The following is a 19,078-nucleotide window of genomic DNA, read 5'->3' on the forward strand; positions in this document are numbered from 1 at the left end:
AAGCTATGCAACGCAAAGGTATTATTCTTGCCGGTGGATCCGGCACACGGCTTTACCCGATCACCATGGCCGTCTCAAAACAATTGCTGCCGATCTATGACAAGCCGATGATCTTTTATCCCCTCAGTGTTCTGATGCTGTCCGATATCCGCGAGATTGCGATCATCACCACGCCTCAGGATCAGGATCAGTTCCAGCGTCTGTTGGGCGATGGCAGCCAATATGGCCTGTCCCTGACCTGGATTACACAGCCCTCCCCTGATGGCCTGGCGCAAGCCTACATACTGGCAGAGGAATTTTTGGCAGGAGCGCCATCCGCGATGATCTTAGGTGATAATATCTTTTTCGGCCATGGCCTGCCCGACCTGTTACGCGTTGCAGATGCGCAAGTTCAGGGCGGTACAGTGTTCGCCTATCGCGTGGCTGATCCCGAACGCTATGGCGTGGTCGATTTTGATGGAAACAAAGCACGCGCAATCATCGAAAAACCCAAGATACCACCGTCGCATTATGCGGTTACGGGATTGTATTTTCTGGATGCGGACGCGCCCGCCCGCGCTCGGCAAGTCCAACCCTCCGCGCGCGGTGAGCTTGAGATCACATCTCTACTCGAAACCTACCTCGCCGAGGGGAGGTTGGACGTTCAAACCATGGGACGAGGCTTTGCGTGGCTGGACACGGGCACGCATGGGTCACTGCTGGATGCCAGCAATTTCGTCCGCACGTTGACCGACCGGCAAGGCATGCAAACCGGAAGCCTTGACGAAATCGCCTGGGCTAAAGGCTGGATCGATGATCAAGCCTTGGCCGAACGCGCAAAGCTGTTCTCTAAGTCCACTTATGGTGAATATCTAGAGCTGCTTCTAAAGTAATCGCTGAGTCGATACCAAGTGTTCTGGGGGCAGTATTCCGATTCAGTCTGATCGCAGCACAGTCATTGAAGCTTTTTTGGCAACAATAAGACCTGCAAAGCGCTGATCGTTCATTCAACTTATCATACCGCCCACCAGAGGACACTTTTTTGTCAAAATTCAAAATTTTAGATGGTAACAACGGCTACTTTCTGACAATTTCGGATCAGTGTTACCGATTTACTTGGTTAGGATAGTTCCCGCCATGCTCAGAAGGCTTCTGGCAATTGCATCTGCCGTCGCATGTATAGCGACCACATCAAATGCCACTCCTGTAACTTTGGATTTTACCGGCACTCGCGGCGGCGACCTTGACCGTGTAGGAACACGCGCGACAACTTTCGATGAAGGTGGTATTTCCGGATCTGTCTGGTCTGGTTCAACTGTCTACGGCGGCCTCTTCTCAACCATTACGGCCCATCGTAATGGGATTGGTGTTGATAATGGCTCGTATAACGACAATTCAAGGATTGATGGTAGTCGCGGCGACGATTGGCTGACCTTCACATTTGATTCCGCAGTTGAGCTTGTGTCGGTCACGTTCGCCAGCTTCACCGCATATCGAGAAGGCAGATTGGGTTGGCGGCGTGACGACGATGACGCCTGGGTCAATGTGCACGGAGACGGCCAGCCTGGCACATTCACCGATGAAAGGACTTTCTTCTTCGGCGATAACACCATTGCTCGCAGATTTTCTGTGGCGGCATTCGGCGCCAACGATGATTTCGTCGTCTCCAGCGCAACTATTGCTGCGGTTCCACTGCCCTCGGCAGCTCTGTTGCTGATCGGCGGTCTTGCTGGGTTTGGCCTGATACGTCAACGTCAACGTCGGCGTGTTGCCTGATATCAGCTTGTTTCAGAACCGATTCAGAGCCTGCCTGGAACGGCAGGCTTTTTAGCAACATGACAACCAACAGAGCGAATCAGACCACACCACCCGGCTCACCCTCAAAGACAAAGAGTCAAAGATTGGCAATTTGCTGCGCTTAGGAAAGTTAAGAAATGAACCTCAACTCAAAATTGTTTGCACTTCTACAATACGGAACAATGGCAGTTAAAGTGCTCAATTGTGCTTCAAATAAGGCGAAAAAATGTCGTTCGGACCAGATTCACGCTTTGAGAAGTTGCTAAAAACTGTATAAACTAGTTCACGTACTTGGGGCACAGTTTCGTAGTATATCGTGTCTGCAGCGGTCCGATTTTAAGGGGATTTTTTTTGCCCCACGGATTGTAGCGTAATGGTGAAGCCAGATTTGGCTTAAGGTTAAAGGTTGATATGTCTATTCAAGATACGAACATTCGCGCCGATTCCAGAGCCTGTGGCACTGTTATACAGGCCGGTCGAGCAGCCAGCGAAACAACTCAAATTTACCGCAGTGTATTCAAACGCCTGCTTGACTTGACTATCGTCCTGTTGGCTTTGCCAATCGTAGCACCCATCGTTTTGGTGTTGGCTCTTCTTGTTGCGCGCGATGGCTCGAACCCATTTTATGCTCAATCTCGTGTCGGCCGCGATGGTCGGATTTTCAAGATGTGGAAATTGCGCTCGATGGTTCCGAATGCGCAGTCGATGCTTGATGATTACCTGTCTGCAAACCCGGAGGCCCGCCGCGAATGGGACGAAACTCAAAAGCTGCAGAACGATCCCCGCATCACGCAGTTCGGCCTTGCGCTTCGCAAAACATCTCTGGATGAACTGCCGCAGTTGTGGAACGTGCTGACGGGTGAAATGAGCTTGGTCGGACCACGCCCGATGCTTCCCGAACAGCGAAAGCTGTATCCGGGCGAGGCTTATTTCTCATTGCGCCCCGGCATGACAGGGTCGTGGCAAGTGTCCGAGCGCAATGCCACTTCCTTCGCAAGTCGTGCTGAGTTCGACACTTCCTACGCCAGAAATTTGAACCTCAAAACCGATCTGAGTATTTTGTACTCCACGGTTGGCGTGGTCCTCCGAGCCACGGGCATCTAAGCGAGTACTCTCAACTGCAGCGTAGCTGTGCCGCGCCAGCCCAAGGCTTCCCTGGACTGGCGCAATGAGTTTTCCACCTTAGGATTGTAGAGCATTCGGAAACCATTGATGTACTCTCTTCATTCCTGAATATCCCGGCCCTAAGGCTCGAATACGACATTTTCTTAACGTTATAAGGCTCCTGCACCACAATGATGGGGATCGAGTGCAGCAAAGGCCACAAAATTCAGAGCACATGCACCACTTTCGTTTGGCAATCCCTACAGCGGGACATAAACTCAAACCGGTTTATTAATGGATGGTTCTACAGTGAGTATTTCTGCCAGGGACGGCGACATCGCAATCGTTGGCATGGCCGCGCATCTGCCTGGCGCGTCTTCGATTGAAGCCTATTGGTCCAATCTGCGTGAGGGGGTGGAATCGATCCGCCAACTCAGCAGAGAACAGCTTGTTGCAAACGGTGAAACACCGCACCTGCTTGAGCGGCCGGACTATGTTCCCTTCGCCGCGCCTTTGGACCGGTTCGAAGAATTCGACGCCGAGTTTTTCGGGCTGTCGCCGAAGGAAGCCGCCATCATGGATCCGCAGCACCGCCAGTTTCTGGAGGTGGCATGGGAGGCACTGGAAAACGCCGGTCATCCGCCTGAGAGCTTTCCTGGTCCCATCGGTGTATTCGCCGGATGCGGAATGGGCAGCTATTTCTATTTCAACGTCTGTTCGAACCGGGATCTGGTCGACGATGTGGGCATGTTTCTGTTGCGCCACACGGGCAATGACAAGGATTTCATGTCCACACGGCTCAGCCATATCCTCGACCTCAAAGGGCCAAGTGTGAACGTGCAGACCGCGTGTTCGACTTCGTTGGTTGCAACCCATTACGCAACACAGGCCTTACTGACTGGTGAGTGCGACATGGCAATTGCCGGAGGGGTCACGATCGAGCTGCCCCACAACAGGGGCTATGTCTACAAAGAAGGCGAAGTACTATCGCCTGATGGCCATTGCCATGCCTTCGATCATCGAGCGCAAGGTACTGTTTTTGGGTCAGGCGCAGGTGCTGTTGTCCTGCGCCGTTTGTCTGACGCAATTGAGGATGGGGACCATATCTGGGGCGTGATCCGGGGCACGGCGATCAACAATGACGGGGCAGCTAAAGCCGGGTATTTGGCTCCGTCTGTCGATGGTCAGGCTGCTGCGATATCCGAGGCCCATGTGATGGCCGACGTTCAGGCCGACACGTTGGACTACATCGAATGCCACGGGACCGGCACTTATCTGGGTGATCCGATCGAGGTTGCGGCCCTGACCCAGGCGTTTTCGAAAACCACGGACGAGACCGGTTTCTGCCGGTTGGGTTCGGTTAAGACCAATATTGGCCATTTGGATACCGCCGCCGGGGTCGCCAGCTTGATCAAAACCTCGCTGGCACTGCACCACAGGCAGATCCCGCCCAGCCTTGGGTATGAAAAGCCCAACCCCGCCATCGATTTTGAAAACAGCCCGTTCCGCGTGAACGACACCCTCACCGATTGGGTTCCGCATAACGGCCCACGACGAGCGGGTGTCAACTCTTTGGGCGTCGGCGGGACCAACGCACACGCTATTCTGGAAGAAGCGCCCGAGCGGGCCGCGTCCCAACCTTCGGACTGGCCATTTCAGATCCTCACTCTATCGGCACGAGGCAAGAAAGCGTTGGATGCCAACAGTGCCGCATTGGCCGAGCATTTGCGCGCCAATCCAGATCAGAATTTGGCGGACATCGCCTGGACGCTGAAAAACGGGCGCCGCGGGTTTGAAAAGCGGCGTGTAATTGTCGCTGAAACCCATGAAGAGGCTGCGGCCATTCTGGAGGAAAACGATCCGCGCCGGGTGTTTACGCATTCGGTGATCTCGGATGCGCCTGAGCATGTGTTCATGTTCCCCGGCGGCGGTGCGCAATATGCGGGTATGGCGCGGGACCTTTATGAGACCGAGCCGGTCTTTGCCGATTGGATGGACCGGGGTCTGGATATCCTGCAGGCCAAGCTCGACTATGATATCCGCGCGATCTGGTTGCCTGAACCGGGCCAGGAAGAGGCTGCGGACGAGCGATTGAAAACACCCTCCGTGCAGCTGCCGCTGATCATGATCACCGAATATGCGCTTGCACAATTGTGGATGGAATGGGGTGTGGAGCCTACCGCTCTGGTCGGCCATTCGATGGGCGAAAACACCGCCGCTTGCGTGGCTAGTGTGATGTCATTCAAGGATTGCATCGGTCTGGTGCATCTGCGCGGGCGTCTGTTCGATACCGTCCCCGCTGGCGGCATGCTGAGCGTCCCCCTGCCCGCAGACGATCTGAGGCCGCTTCTCGGAGACGAGCTTGATCTGGGCGCTGTCAACGCCCCGAGCCTGAGCGTTGCAACCGGACCTCAGGCAGCACTGGACGATCTGGAGGAACGCCTGCGCAATCAGGGTGTAGACTGCCAGCGTATACCGATTGATATCGCCGCGCATTCGCGGATGCTGGAGCCGATCCTGCAGGAATTCGGTGACTATTTGCGCTCGATCGAATTGAAGGCACCGCAGATCCCCTTCCCCTCGAACCGCAGCGGCAATTGGATCACCGAGGCCGAGGCCACGGACCCCGAATACTGGGTCGGCCATCTGCGCAACACCGTTCATTTCGCCGACTGTATCACCACGCTGTCTGAAAACCCCGAACGTATTTTCATCGAGGTCGGTCCGGGCAAAGCGCTGGCTTCGCTGACCGGGCAACATGACAAGGTAGACGCCAATCAGGTGATCAGCAGCCTGCGCCACCCGAATGATGATGTGGCTGACGATGCCTATTTCATGGCCATGCTGGGGCGTATCTGGGCTTTGGGCGGCACGTTCGACTGGGAACAGATCTGGGGTGAGGCGCGCCGCAACCGGGTACCCCTGCCGACCTATGCATTCCAGCGCTCACCCTATTTCATCGAACCCGGCAAGACGCAGGCGGAGACGGCCAGCCAGTGGTTGATGCGCACTGAAGATTCAGCCGATTGGGGCTATCGCGTCGCCTGGACGCCGAAATACGCAACCTGCGACGTCGATGTCACCGGCGATTTGTCAGACGCGCCTCAGGAAAGCTGGCTGATCTTCGCGGATGAGGCCGGGCTTTGCAACAAGCTGACCGAGCGCCTGAAACAGGCCGGTCATGAGGTGGTGACGGTCACGCCGGGCGATGCCTTTGCGCGCATCAGCGAGGATCACTATCAACTCGCCCCGGAACGCGGGCGCGAAAGCTATGATGCGCTGATTCGCGATCTGGTTGCGCAGGACCGCAGCCCAACCCGGATCGTGCATGGCTGGTTGCTGACACAGGCCGAAACCTTCCGACCCGGTGGCAGCTTCTTCCACCGAAATCTGGAGCAAGGCTTCTACAGCCTGTTCTTCCTGGCTCAGGCCATCGGGGATGAAGACCTGCCGACGACTTTGCACCTCCATGTCCTTAGCTCGGGCGCGTTGCAGGTGAGGGATGAGGCACTGCCTTATCCGGAAAAAGCAACTGTAACCGGCCCGACCCGCGTGATCCCGCGCGAATTTCCCGGCCTGACCTGCGCGCTGCTGGATATCGACCTACCGCAAAGCGCTGGCAAACGCCGGCCCCCTGCCTTGCCCGAAGACCTGATCGATCAGGTGCTGGAAGACCTGCTGGCCCCGCCCGCCTCGTTCACGGCGGCAATCCGTGCTGGCAAGCGGTTTGAACAGGGGTATCGACCGCAGGCACTGGAAGAACCCTCCCTGGAAGACCTACCCCTGCGTGACGGCGGCACCTATCTGATCACCGGCGGTTTTGGTGGTATAGGTCTAACACTGGCCGAGGCGCTGATTTCGAAGGTGAATGCCAATATCGTCCTGCTCGCCCGCGGTGAACTGCCGCCGCGGGACCAATGGGAAAACGTGCTGAACAATTCAGCGCCTCAGGACAAGACCGCCCGCCGTATCTGTGCCATCGAAAAGCTGGAAGCGGCAGGCGGGAAAGTTCTGCCGATATCCGTCGATGTCAGCAATGTTGAAGAGATGCGTCGTTGCGTGGATCGCGCGACGCAGGAGTTCGGCCAGATCAATGGGGTGATTCATGCGGCCGGTCTGATCGATGACGCGCCGATCATGACCAAGACCATGATGGAGATTGAGGATGTGTTCACACCCAAGATCCATGGCACGCAGGTCATCGACCAGATCTTCCCGGACGGATCGTTGGATTGGCTGGTTCTGTTCTCGTCCAGCTCAACCGCGACAGCGCCTGTGGGTCAGGTCGATTATGTGGCCGCCAATGATTACCTGAACGCTTATGCCCGCGCTCGCGCCGGTGACAAAACGCAGGTTCTGTCGGTCAATTGGGGTATCTGGGCTGATGTTGGCATGGCCGCCGATGCGATGGAAGCCCGGACCGGGTCTGTTGAGCCCGCGCCGGTCACTTCGGCAGACGTGCCGATGCTGGATCAAGCAACATTCGATGACACCGGAAACCGCCTGCTGAGCGCGACCTACAACGCCCATGATCGATGGTTCCTGAACGATCACCGGACCAAGGCTGGTCACGCTCTGGTGCCCGGTACCGGCTATCTGGAGCTGGCCTCCGAGGCGCTGCGGGTACAGGGCGAAACCGGCCCATTTGAAATCCGTGACCTGTATTTCCTGCGCCCCCTTGCAGTGTCGGACGGTGAAGATCAGCGGGTCCGTCTGCGCCTGCCACGCAGCGATGTTGGCTATGACTTAACGGTCGAGAGCGGGTCGGACGATGCGTTCGAACTGAACGCGCAAGCGAGCCTATCCCTACTGCCGTTGATCGCGCCTGCACCACTGGATGTGGCGGCCATCTCTGCCCGTTGCGGCCCGGCCCATCAGGCCGAGGGTGCAGGGCGTCTGAGATCCCCGCAGGAAGCGCATCTGAATTTCGGCCCGCGCTGGCGGGTGCTGACTTCGACCGCGCTGGGGCAGGATGAAGGTCTGGCTCATCTGGCCCTACCCGAGGGCCTTCAGACGGATATCGAGGCGGGCTATCACCTGCACCCTGCCCTGATGGATCTGGCCACGGGCTGGGCGATGGAGCTGATCGCAGGATATCAGGCCTCGCACCTGTGGGTGCCGGTCTCGTATCGCTCGGTGCGTGTCTTTGCGCCGCTGCCTGCGCAGATCGTCAGTTGGGTCCGCAATGCCGGCGACAACAGGGCCGAAGGCGAAACCGCCAGCTTCGATGTCACTATCGCGGCCCCGGACGGCACGATCTGTATCGAGGTCGAGGGCTTTTCGATCCGCCGGATGGAGGACGCGGTGGATTTCGCCTTCACCGAAAGCGCCCCAGTGGTCACATCCGAGGTCGACGCCCCACCACCGCTGTCTCCAGCCGAAGAACGGCTGCGCCATAACCTGTCTCAGGGCATTCCGGCGACGGAAGGGCCGGGCCTGTTCTTCAAAGCGCTGGCCAGCGGACAATCTCAGATCATCCTGTCCTCTCTGGATCTGGAGGGGCTGATCGCGCAGGCTGCCGACAGCGGGGTATCTACCGAAAACGCAGATCAGAAATTCCAGCGACCCGAGCTGGACTCGGATTATGTTGCACCTGAAAATGACATCGAACGCCGTCTGGCCGGATTCTGGCAAGAGCTTCTGGGTGTCGACGAGATCGGCGTCGAAGACAGTTTCTTCGACCTGGGGGGTCATTCCCTGATCGCGGTGCGCCTGTTTGCGCAAATCCGCAAAGCCTATAACGTGGATTTCCCGATCTCGGTTCTATTCGAAGCCCCTACCATCCGCACATGCGCCGACCTGATCTCCGCCCGCGGCGTGCCAATAGACGCGGGCGAAGACGATGCGCCGGCAACTGCGGCCCCGGCCACACCGGAACGTCGCTTTACCCATCTGGTTCCGATGCATTCCGGCGAGGGCGGACTGAAGACACCGTTCTTCCTGGTGGCCGGCATGTTCGGAAACGTCCTGAACCTGCGCCATCTGGCGCATCTGGTGGGCACCGACCGTCCCTTTTACGGGCTGCAGGCACGCGGTCTTTACGGGGATGAAGAACCACACCGTGATCTGCGCGAAGCGGCCAGAGACTACATCGCCGAAATGCGGCAGGTACAGCCGACCGGTCCCTATATGCTGGGCGGCTTCTCGGGGGGCGGCATCACCGCCTACGAGATCGCGCGTCAGTTGACCGAAGCCGGTGAAGAGATCGCAGCGCTGGTGATGCTGGACACGCCCTTGCCCGTTCGCCACCCGCTGACGCGACGGGATCGTCTGGTAATCCAGTTGCAGGAGCTGAAGAACAAAGGCGCAAGCTATCCGATTCAATGGGCAAAAAACCGGATCGCCTGGGAAATACAAAAGCGTCAGCCCAAGGATGAGATCGCCGAAACTGGCCAACAGTTCCACGATACCGAGATCGAAGCTGCGTTCATGGAAAGCGTGAACAGCTATCCCCTGAATGCCTGGGACGGACCACTAACCCTGTTCAGGCCACCGTTGGTCGGAAAATGGGAGGTTGCGCCCGGGAAGCTGGTTCACCACCAACGCTACTATCTGACCCATGACAATGACTGGACACCTTGGGCCCCGAATATCGAAGTGTTCGAAGTGCCCGGTGATCACGACTCGATGGTACTGGAGCCGAATGTGCGGGTGCTGGCAGCGCAGATGAAATCCTGCCTTGAAAATGCAGAACGCCAAATTTTGCGCCCGCGACCCACTCTGCAAGAGGCAGCGGAATAGCCATGCCTGATCCTGTACTTCTGACCGTAATTCTGAACTATAAAACAGCGGACATGACGTTGCGGTCGGTCGAGGCGGCAAAAATAGCCATGGAGGGGATCCCCGGAGAGATCATCGTTGTAGACAACGACTCGCAAGATGGATCTTTCGCGGCGATCTCGACCCATGTTCATGATCAAAGTTGGGATCAGGACAATCGCGTTCGGGTCATTCAGTCAGGACATAACGGCGGCTTTGGCGCTGGCAACAATGTAGGTATGCGCGCGGGGCTTTCGGACGGAACGCGGCCCGATTACGTCTACATCCTGAATTCCGATGCCTTCCCCGCTCCAGATGCAATTCGCATTTTGCTGGAGCATCTTGAAACCACACCCGAAACCGGGTTTGCGGGCAGCTACATATTCGGCGACGACGACGAGCCCCACCTGACCAGCTTCCGCTTTCCTTCGGTCGCAAGCGAGTTTGAAAGCAGCATCAACTTTGGCCCCGTCACCCGGTTGTTCAAAAACCGGATCGTACCCATTCCGATCCCGTCCGAAACGCGAACAGTCGACTGGCTGGCCGGTGCCAGCCTGATGATGCGGCAACGCGTTCTGGATGAGATCGGTCTATTTGATGAGACGTTTTTTCTGTATTTCGAAGAAACCGATCTCTGCCTGCGAGCGGCGCGCGCGGGGTATCGCACCGATTATATACGCGTCAGCGAGGTGATGCATATCGGATCTGTTTCAACCGGCATGAAGAACTGGAACCGGGTGCCGACCTATTGGTTTGACTCACGCCTGTACTATTTCGTCAAAAACCATGGCGCTTTTTACGCCGCCTGCGCTACCTGCGTACATTTGACTGGTGGCTTTCTGCACTGGCTGCGCTGCTTAATAACACGCAGGCGCACCGGTGTGCCGCCCCATTTTTTGCGTACTCTTGCCTGGCATGACCTGTCCGCATGCATGCGCGCGCCGTGGCGCAAGCGCAATCCGGATGCTCAGGCCAGGCCCGTTATTGGAGAATGAAGATGCCTTTCAGCACTTTTCTTGTCGGCCATGAATCCCTTGTCATTCAGTGCGGGGAAATGCTGCTGGAGGCGGGGCACAGCATTCAGGGCGTCGCCACGCGGAATTCCGATGTGGAAGCCTGGGCCAAGACTCACTCCTTGCCTCTTCATGCACCTGGCGCAGGATTGTCAGGCCGGGTTGAAGGGGTCTCGTTTGATTGGCTGCTGAGCATCGCAAATCTCGATCTGCTACCAGAAGCGTTGCTGAACAAAGCTGCGAAAGGCGCTGTCAATTTCCACGATGGCCCGCTACCGCGCTATGCAGGGCTTAACGCGCCGGTATGGGCCATTCTGAATGGGGAAACACAACACGGGATCACCTGGCACATGATCTCGGGCGGCGTGGATGAGGGCGGGATCGTTGCCCAAAACCTGTTTGATATCAACAACACCGAAACTGCCCTGACATTGAACACCAAATGCTACGGTGCCGCCATCGAAAGCTTTGCCGAGCTCATCCGGGCACTGGAAGCGGATCAACCCCCTGCCCCACAGGATCTGTCGCAGCGCAGCTATTTTGCAAAGAACGACCGCCCTGAGGCGGCGGCCCGGCTGGATTTCGCAAAACCGGCGCATGAATTGGCCGCTTTGGTGCGCGCATTGGATCACGGAGACTATTGGAACCCTTTGTGTCGCCCGAAGGTCGAGCGCGATGGTCAGCTCTGGCTAGTCGGCGCGGCCAAGGTGAGTGAACAGCCAACCGATGCTGTGCCCGGCACCATTCTGACCAGCAGCGCAGAAAGTGTGACCATCGCCACCCGTGAAGGCGCGATTGAGATCAGCGATCTGCGAAATGGCATGGGCGCACCTATGCCTACCGATGGTATTTTGAATGGCGGCAGCGCACTGCCTGCATTGACCGCGGAAAAGGCGAACGCGATCAATCAATCAATTGCTGAAACGCTTGCCTCCGAACCACAATGGCGGGCCCGCCTGGAATCGCTGCAAGAGGTCGACATTCCGCTGATCAATGCGGCGATGCCGTCCGATGCCCCCCGATCGCAAGCGCTGCATGCGCCGGATGGGCTTGCAGATGTGATAGTCAAGGCTGCATTAGCGGCCCTGATGGCACGCCTTGGGGATGCTTTCACCCTCGATCTGGCGCTCCGGCTGAACAGCTCATCCCCCTATCTCAACGACTGGGTTCCAGTGCGCTTTGCTGCGGACAAGACATTCTCAGCGGCGCAGGAGGAGTTTGATCAGACAATTACGCAAGCTCAGGCACTTGGTCCGTTCGCCCATGATCTGCCGGCGCGCCTGCCCGGTGCGGCGGCACTGCAAACACCGGTGATCGGGCTATCCGATAGTGTTTCGGAAGGTCTTGTTCCAGGCACAAGTCTGACGCTGGCCACGTCTGATGGACAGATAGTGCTGTTTGCCGACAGTGGACATGTCTCCGAAGCCGCGCTGCGCTTGTTCGCGGCACGTATCGAGAATCTTCTGGTGTCGCTGACAGATCCGGCCAAGGCGAGTCTGCCAATTGCCGAGCTTCCCATTCTGCCCGATACGGAACGTGCACAGATCCTTCAGGATTGGAACAATACATCTATTACCTATGATGAGGTCACCTGCGTTCACCAGCAATTCGAAGCCCAGGTTGAACGTACCCCCAATGCACCGGCACTGGTCTTTGAAAACCTCAGCTTCACTTACTCCGAGCTGAATGCACGGGCCAACCAGGTCGCACATATTCTGCGTGAGATGGGGGTCGGTCCGGACACGCTTGTGGGCCTGCATGTCAAGCGCTCTCCACTCTTGTTGATCGGGGCGTTGGGTATTCTGAAGGCAGGCGGGGCCTATGTACCGATGGATCCGGCCTATCCCTCCGATCGAACCGCTCTCTATCTTGAAGACAGCGGTGCGAAGGTTGTTTTGACCGAATCCGCTCTTGCCGCCGATCTGCCGGAACACGGCGCGCAGGCGTTGCTGTTGGATACGGACCCGCGGATTGGAACGGCCGCGACTGACAATGTCGCCAGCGGTGTGACCTCGGACAACCTCGCCTACTTGATCTACACCTCGGGTTCGACGGGGCGTCCCAAGGGCGTCATGGTGGAACATCGCAATGTGTCGAACTTTTTCACAGGTATGGACGATCGCATTAGCCATGATCCGGCCGGGGTTTGGCTGGCGGTGACCAGCCTATCCTTCGATATTTCGGTGCTCGAGTTGTTCTGGACCCTCGCGCGCGGCTTCAAGATCGTACTCAGCGATGATGAAAACCGCGCCCTGGTGGCGGGCGACTCGGCCCCTGGGAAATCTATCACCGGCAAAGGGATGGAATTCAGCCTGTTCTACTGGGGCAATGACGATGGTGTTGGGCGCGACAAGTACAAATTGCTGCTAGAGGGCGCAAAATTCGGGGATCAGAACGGATTCTGCGCCGTTTGGACGCCCGAACGTCATTTCCACGCCTTTGGTGGCCCCTACCCCAACCCGTCGGTCACAGGTGCAGCTGTTGCTGCCGTGACCGAAAATATCGGCGTACGTGCTGGCAGCTGCGTCGCACCGCTACACCACACGGCACGTATTGCCGAAGAATGGGCGGTCATCGATAATCTGACCAACGGACGCGCGGGGCTTGCCATCGCCTCGGGCTGGCAGCCAGATGACTTCATTCTGCGACCCGAAAACACGCCTCCCGAGAACAAACCTGCGATGCTTAAGGCGATCAGCACATTGCGCCAACTTTGGGCTGGTGAAACAGTGGAATTCCCCACCAAGTCCGGGGATATGCATGGCGTCGTCACGCAGCCTCGCCCGGTGTCAAAGAAATTACCTGTATGGGTCACCACCGCCGGAAACCCGGATACATGGCGCGAGGCCGGGGCCATCGGGGCCAATGTTCTGACCCACCTGCTGGGCCAGAGCGTGCAGGAGGTCGCCGACAAGATTGGCATCTACCACACCGCCCTACGTGAAGCGGGCCATGATCCCGACGACCACACGGTCACCCTGATGCTGCATACCTACGTGGGTCAGGACCGCGAAGAGGTGCGCGAGGTCGCGCGCGAGCCGATGAAGGATTATCTGCGCTCGGCGGCCGGGCTGATCAAGCAATATGCCTGGGCCTTTCCGGCCTTCAAGAAACCCAAAGGGGTGTCGAACCCGTTTCAGTTGGATCTGGGCAGCCTGTCAGATGAGGAACTGGAAGGCATCCTCGATTTTGCCTTCCTGCGGTATTTCGAGGATTCCGGTCTGTTCGGCACGATTGAGGATTGCCTGAACCGGGTCGAAGAACTCAAGCGCATCGGGGTCGATGAGATTGCCTGCCTGATCGACTATGGCATTTCGGTCGATGAGGTGATGGAGGGGCTGAAGCCTCTGGCCGAGGTGCTGCGCCTGTCCAATCAGGATACAGAACTGGCTGAGGATGACTATTCCATCGCCGCTCAGATCATCCGCCATAAGGTCAGCCATCTGCAATGCACCCCCAGCATGGCGCAGATGATCCTGATGAGCGATGAGGCGCGCTTTGCCCTGTCCAAGATCACGCACATGATGATCGGCGGTGAGGCCCTGCCCGGCTCGCTGGTCAAGCAGATCAACAAACTGTCGCCCGCGCATATCGAAAACATGTACGGGCCGACGGAGACAACGATCTGGTCGACAACCGAGACCGCAACCGCTGCGGATGGCGTGGTCAATGTCGGAACCCCAATTGCAAACACACAGGTCTATGTGCTGGACGAAAGCTACCGTCCCGCCCCTATTGGCGTGGCCGGAGAGCTCTATATCGGTGGCGCGGGTGTGACACGCGGCTATTGGCAGCGCGAGAACCTAACGGCCGAGCGCTTCGTGCCCGATCCGTTCTCGGATACCCCCAGGGCGCGGCTCTATCGCACCGGCGATCTGATGCGTTGGCGAACGGACGGACGGCTCGATTTCCTGGGCCGCGCGGATCACCAAATCAAACTGCGCGGCTATCGGATCGAGTTGGGCGAGATCGAAAGCCTGCTGGACGCACAAGCCGGTGTACGGCAGTCGGTTGTCATCGCGCGCGAGGATACGCCCAATCTGGTGCAACTCACGGCTTATATGACCGTCGATCACGCTGTGGATGAAAAGGCATTGCGTAAGGCGCTGGCGGCGCAACTACCGGACTACATGGTGCCAACGCATTTCGTGACTTTGGAAAGCTTCCCGCTGACACCAAACCGGAAAGTAGATCGTAAGGCCTTGCCTGCACCTGCAGCACAGACCCCGCGCACCGAACCCACCGTATCTGAACCTGCCTCGGGCGGTTCTGCCACACAGAAAATTGCGGCGATCTGGTCGCGGATTCTGGGTGTTTCCGACATCAGCGGGCGGGACAATTTCTTCGATCTGGGCGGGCATTCCCTGCTGGCGGTACAGGCACATCGCGAAATCCGCACAGAGTTGAACGTGCCGGGGCTCAGCATAACGGATATTTTCCGGTGCCCAACTTTGGCGGCCCTTGCCGAAACGGTCGAAAAGAAATCAGGCTCCAAACCTACCGAAGCAAGCCCGACGCAGCCATCGCCAGAAAAAGCCAGCAGCCGTAGCGAAGCTATGGCGCGCAGACGCGAGATGCGGGCGCGCAGACGGTCGGCGTGAACAGATTTGAAACGATAAAAGCCGAGCTTCACAAGATGCTCGGCCCGGACATAGGTATCGGAGTGACCGATCCTAAAGCTTCGGGCGAAGCATTATTGTCCGGGGAAATTCCCGCAATGAAACGCGCGGTCGAAACGCGTCGATTGGAGTTCGCCGCCGGACGCAGCGCTGCGCGACAGGCGATGAGAGAACTAAACCTCAACCCCGTCGCAATCCCGATGGCTGACGATCGCAGCCCAGTTTGGCCCGACGGCGTAATCGGCTCGATCACCCATTGCAACGATATCTGTATCGCAATCGTTGCTCATAAGGGCTCTGAACACGGTATCGGTATTGATATCGAGCCTTACGGGCCGTTGGACCCCGACCTTGAGGCGGTGATCTGTACACCGTCTGAAAGAGAATGGCTGGATACCCAGAACGCTGAGCGACGTAGACATCTGGCAAAACAGATTTTCTGCGTGAAAGAGAGCATCTACAAAGCGATCCACCCGCTGATTGGACAAATGATCGAATTCCAGGACGTCGAATTCCTGCGCCCTTTGCAACCCAACAGCCCCATTGCCCTGACCATTGGTGATCGCACAACCAGGCTGGAGCTCAGACTGATGAGCCAGACACTCGGTGACAAATTCTTCAGCTTCGCCGCACTCGACAACATGTCAGCCATGTCTTTACTCAGACTAGAGAGCGTGTCTTGATCAAGCGATATATTCCAGGTCATATCCGGGTGGCCACAGCCGCCATAGCCGGTGTTTTGCGCCTAAACGGCGCAAGACCAATCGATATCGCCACGTTTGATTCGTTATATGACAATCCCGGCCCTATGCCCGCCATTCCGCAGAAGGTTTTCCATCTGGGGCACAGTCTGGTCGGCCCGGATATCCCTGAAATGCTAAAACAACTGGCGGGTAAAAGGCACGATTACACCAGCCAATTGGGCTGGGGCACACCGCTGCGGGCCCACTGGGATCCAGAAGAAACCATCAACGGGTTCGAGCTGAGAAATGCCCCAGCTGAATATGAGGATGCTAAACAGGCCCTCTCGTCCGGCGAATACAATACGCTGGTCATGACCGAGATGGTCGAAATCCGGGCCGCCATCAAATATTTTAACAGCGCAAAATACCTTCGCAATTGGATCCAACTTGGCCGCCAGTCCAATCCGGACATACGCATCTTTTTTTATGAGACATGGCACAATCTGGACGACAAGGAAGGCTGGCTGGAGCGGATCGACAAAGATCTTGAGCGCTATTGGCTCAATGGCATTCTTCGGGTTGCTTTGGGTTATGAGGAAACACCGGACCCGGTCTATGTCATCCCTGCCGGGCAAGTCATGGCGCGTTTCGTGCGTGAAGTTGAGCACCGTGGCGGCGTCGGACCTATTGCCGACCGAAACCACCTGTTCACTGACACGATCCACCTGAGCGATTATGGCACCTATCTGGTCGCGTTGACCCATTACGCGGTGTTGTATCAAACCTCACCCCTAGGATTGCCACATGTATTGACCAAAGCCGATGGCACGCCCGCCAAAGACCCATGCCCCGAAGCCGCACGTCTGATGCAGGAGATCGTCTGGGATGTGGTGACTAACTTGCGGATTACCGGGTTGGCCAGTCCTGATCCTTGATCTCGCCCACCCACAGACACGCTGGGCTGATGCCGGGACAAACAACCATCTTGCCGAATTGAAACGCTCAGGACAGAATCATCACCAACGTGATACCTGACACTCAACCCTTTTAACGCCAAGACCTGATATATATGCCCAATTCACTCGCCTATCTGATGTTGATGGTCTGGCCGATCATCATGGTCGTATTGTTCAAGAAACTTCCGGCGCCACGCGCTCTGCTGATCTCGATATTGGGCGGCTATGTTATCTTACCCCCAAACACATATTTTGATCTGCCGCTGATACCGACGCTAGACAAGCATACAATCCCCAGTTTGGCTGCATTAGTGTTGTGCCTGACAATGTTGGATCAGAAAATCAGGTTTTTCCCGCAATCCCGTCTGGTTTCGATCTTGATGCTGGGGTTCCTGCTCAGCCCGATTATCAGCGCTTTGGGTAACTTGGACCCGGTTATTGCCGGACCTGTCGTTCTGCCGGGGATGACTGCCCGAGATGCAATTTCAGAGTTCCTGAAGCACGTGATTATCATTATCCCATTTGTTCTGGGCTTCAATATTCTCTCGACACCCGACAATAAGAGAGAATTCCTAACACTCTACATGGTTATCGGGTTGATATACTCGATTCCGATCTTGCTCGAAGTTCGGCTCAGCCCACAACTCAACAACTGGGTTTATGGGTTTTTTCCCCAGCTCTTTTGGCAGCAAGTTCGATTTGGTGGTTTTAGGCCCACCGTGTTTCTTGGCCACGGGTTGTTGGTGGCGTTTTTCGTCCTGATGTCGTTTCTGGCGACAGCCGCGCTTTTGCGAGGTTCGCTGGGCAATGATCGGTGGCACAAATTTGGCATTCTCGTATATCTGTTCGCCATCCTCATTCTCTGCAAAACGGTGGGTGCGATTTTATTTGCCGTCCTGTTCGCGCCCATCGTGCTATTTGCCAGTTCCCGTATACAACGCTGGGTAATGCTGATTTGTGCTGTATTCCTGATTGCTTATCCGATCTTGCGCGCAGAAGATGCAATACCCGTTGAGCGTATTCTCGGCTATGCGGCAAAGATTCAGGCTGAACGGGCACAATCTCTGGAATTTCGCTTTGAGAACGAAAGCATGCTGTTGGAGCGCGCCGCCGAAAAACCACTCACCGGCTGGGCATTCTGGAATCGAAATCGAAACATGGATCCAGAAACCGGTCGCGTTCTGACTGTTCCAGACGGATATTGGGTCCTAATCATCGGTGTGCTGGGCTGGTTCGGGTATATCTGCATTTTTGGGATGCTGACCTTCCCACTTCTCCGACTTTGGGCAAGACGCAAAAAGTGCATCGGCTCACCCGACGAGTATGTTACGAACGGCATTGCGCTCATGCTGAGTATCAACCTTGTTGATTTGATCCCCAACGCATCCATCAACAGCATGACTTGGATTATGGCTGGTATGCTGCTAGCCAAGTCCACGGCTGCGGTGCGGGACCGATCTGATGAGGCCGACGTAACGGTCCTCCAGCCGGATCCACCTCGTGTGGCTCATGTGCGCAAGCCGCGTGGTCAGGCGCAAGCAACCGCTTCCGCTCAGCTAAAGAACTCGCATAACAAACGACGTTCGAGGCAGACCAACACCTAAGTGTTCAGTTTTCTCGCGGGGACGCCAGCGACGGTTGCACCGCTTTCGACATCGCGGGTGACAACACTATTAGCGCCAACGGTCACGTCATCACCGATCGTGAGCGGGCCCATGATCTTGGCACCTGCTCCGAGATCCACATGTCCCCCGAGAACAACCGTTGATACCAGCGTAACCTGTTGGAAGATCATGCAATTCGGTCCGATACGGGCGGTGGGGTGGATGATGATTCCAGTTGGATGCGGCAACCGAAGACCGCCTTCGATATGGGTATTCAGATGAATCTCGGATTGTGTGATCACCGACCAGAACCGGTGCACCAGAGCCCAGTATTTGCTGAACGCCCATCCGATTGGGCCACCCCGCGCCTTGGCCGCCTGATATCGCCTGATCGCGCGCAACAGCTTGTAACCCGGGTCCCAAAATTGCCGCACTTCTTCGCGCGACCAGTCCGGAACTGTCGCTGAGACCACCAACGGCTGCTCTGGCTCAATAGGTGACGTTTGCTGGATATTGCCTTGCATGGATCCGATCTTTTCAGCCTGTTACGCGCCCGAGCCGTTG

The 19,078-nt window shown here is 56.9% G+C and carries 10 protein-coding genes; 9 read left to right on the plus strand and 1 reads right to left on the minus strand.

The genetic code is table 11. The features are described from left to right. Positions 1–5 precede the first annotated feature (5 nt). The 9 genes from rfbA (at position 6) to ACR3EJ_RS20300 (ending at position 18,514) form a co-directional block, all read left to right on the plus strand. Positions 6–872, plus strand: coding sequence for a glucose-1-phosphate thymidylyltransferase RfbA (rfbA, locus tag ACR3EJ_RS20260; RefSeq protein WP_170546052.1), 867 nt, complete (start codon positions 6–8; stop codon positions 870–872). A 244-nt stretch (positions 873–1,116) separates the two neighbouring features. After that, the gene (locus ACR3EJ_RS20265) at positions 1,117–1,755 is read left to right on the plus strand and encodes a VPLPA-CTERM sorting domain-containing protein (RefSeq protein WP_170546055.1); all 639 of its coding nucleotides are present in this window, start codon (positions 1,117–1,119) and stop codon (positions 1,753–1,755) included. 432 nt (positions 1,756–2,187) lie between these two features. Further along, positions 2,188–2,880 carry a sugar transferase gene (locus tag ACR3EJ_RS20270; protein ID WP_170546058.1) on the plus strand — a complete coding sequence of 231 codons (693 nt, stop codon included), beginning with the start codon at positions 2,188–2,190 and terminating at the stop codon, positions 2,878–2,880. 294 nt (positions 2,881–3,174) lie between these two features. Continuing rightward, a complete protein-coding gene (locus ACR3EJ_RS20275) occupies positions 3,175–9,621 on the plus strand; it encodes a type I polyketide synthase (RefSeq protein WP_170546060.1) in 6,447 nt (2,148 codons plus the stop codon). 2 nt (positions 9,622–9,623) lie between these two features. Beyond that, on the plus strand, positions 9,624–10,634 hold the full coding sequence (locus ACR3EJ_RS20280) for a glycosyltransferase family 2 protein (RefSeq protein WP_170546063.1): 1,011 nt from the start codon (positions 9,624–9,626) through the stop codon (positions 10,632–10,634). 2 nt (positions 10,635–10,636) lie between these two features. Continuing rightward, entirely contained in the window at positions 10,637–15,253 is a 4,617-nt protein-coding gene (locus ACR3EJ_RS20285) for a MupA/Atu3671 family FMN-dependent luciferase-like monooxygenase (RefSeq protein WP_170546065.1), read from the plus strand. Continuing rightward, on the plus strand, positions 15,250–15,954 hold the full coding sequence (locus ACR3EJ_RS20290) for a 4'-phosphopantetheinyl transferase superfamily protein (protein WP_170546067.1): 705 nt from the start codon (positions 15,250–15,252) through the stop codon (positions 15,952–15,954). Before ACR3EJ_RS20285 ends, ACR3EJ_RS20290 begins: the two co-directional genes overlap by 4 nt. Next, positions 15,951–16,889 carry a hypothetical protein gene (locus ACR3EJ_RS20295; protein ID WP_170546069.1) on the plus strand — a complete coding sequence of 313 codons (939 nt, stop codon included), beginning with the start codon at positions 15,951–15,953 and terminating at the stop codon, positions 16,887–16,889. Before ACR3EJ_RS20290 ends, ACR3EJ_RS20295 begins: the two co-directional genes overlap by 4 nt. Positions 16,890–17,023: 134 nt before the next feature. Continuing rightward, positions 17,024–18,514 carry a hypothetical protein gene (locus tag ACR3EJ_RS20300; protein ID WP_170546072.1) on the plus strand — a complete coding sequence of 497 codons (1,491 nt, stop codon included), beginning with the start codon at positions 17,024–17,026 and terminating at the stop codon, positions 18,512–18,514. Here the strand turns inward: ACR3EJ_RS20300 and ACR3EJ_RS20305 are convergent. After that, positions 18,511–19,038 carry an LbetaH domain-containing protein gene (locus ACR3EJ_RS20305; RefSeq protein WP_170546074.1) on the minus strand — a complete coding sequence of 176 codons (528 nt, stop codon included), beginning with the start codon at positions 19,036–19,038 and terminating at the stop codon, positions 18,511–18,513. The two genes, ACR3EJ_RS20300 and ACR3EJ_RS20305, sit on opposite strands and share 4 nt — an antisense overlap. Positions 19,039–19,078: the final 40 nt, after the last annotated feature.

The organism is Ruegeria sp. AB11, assembly GCF_056536325.1.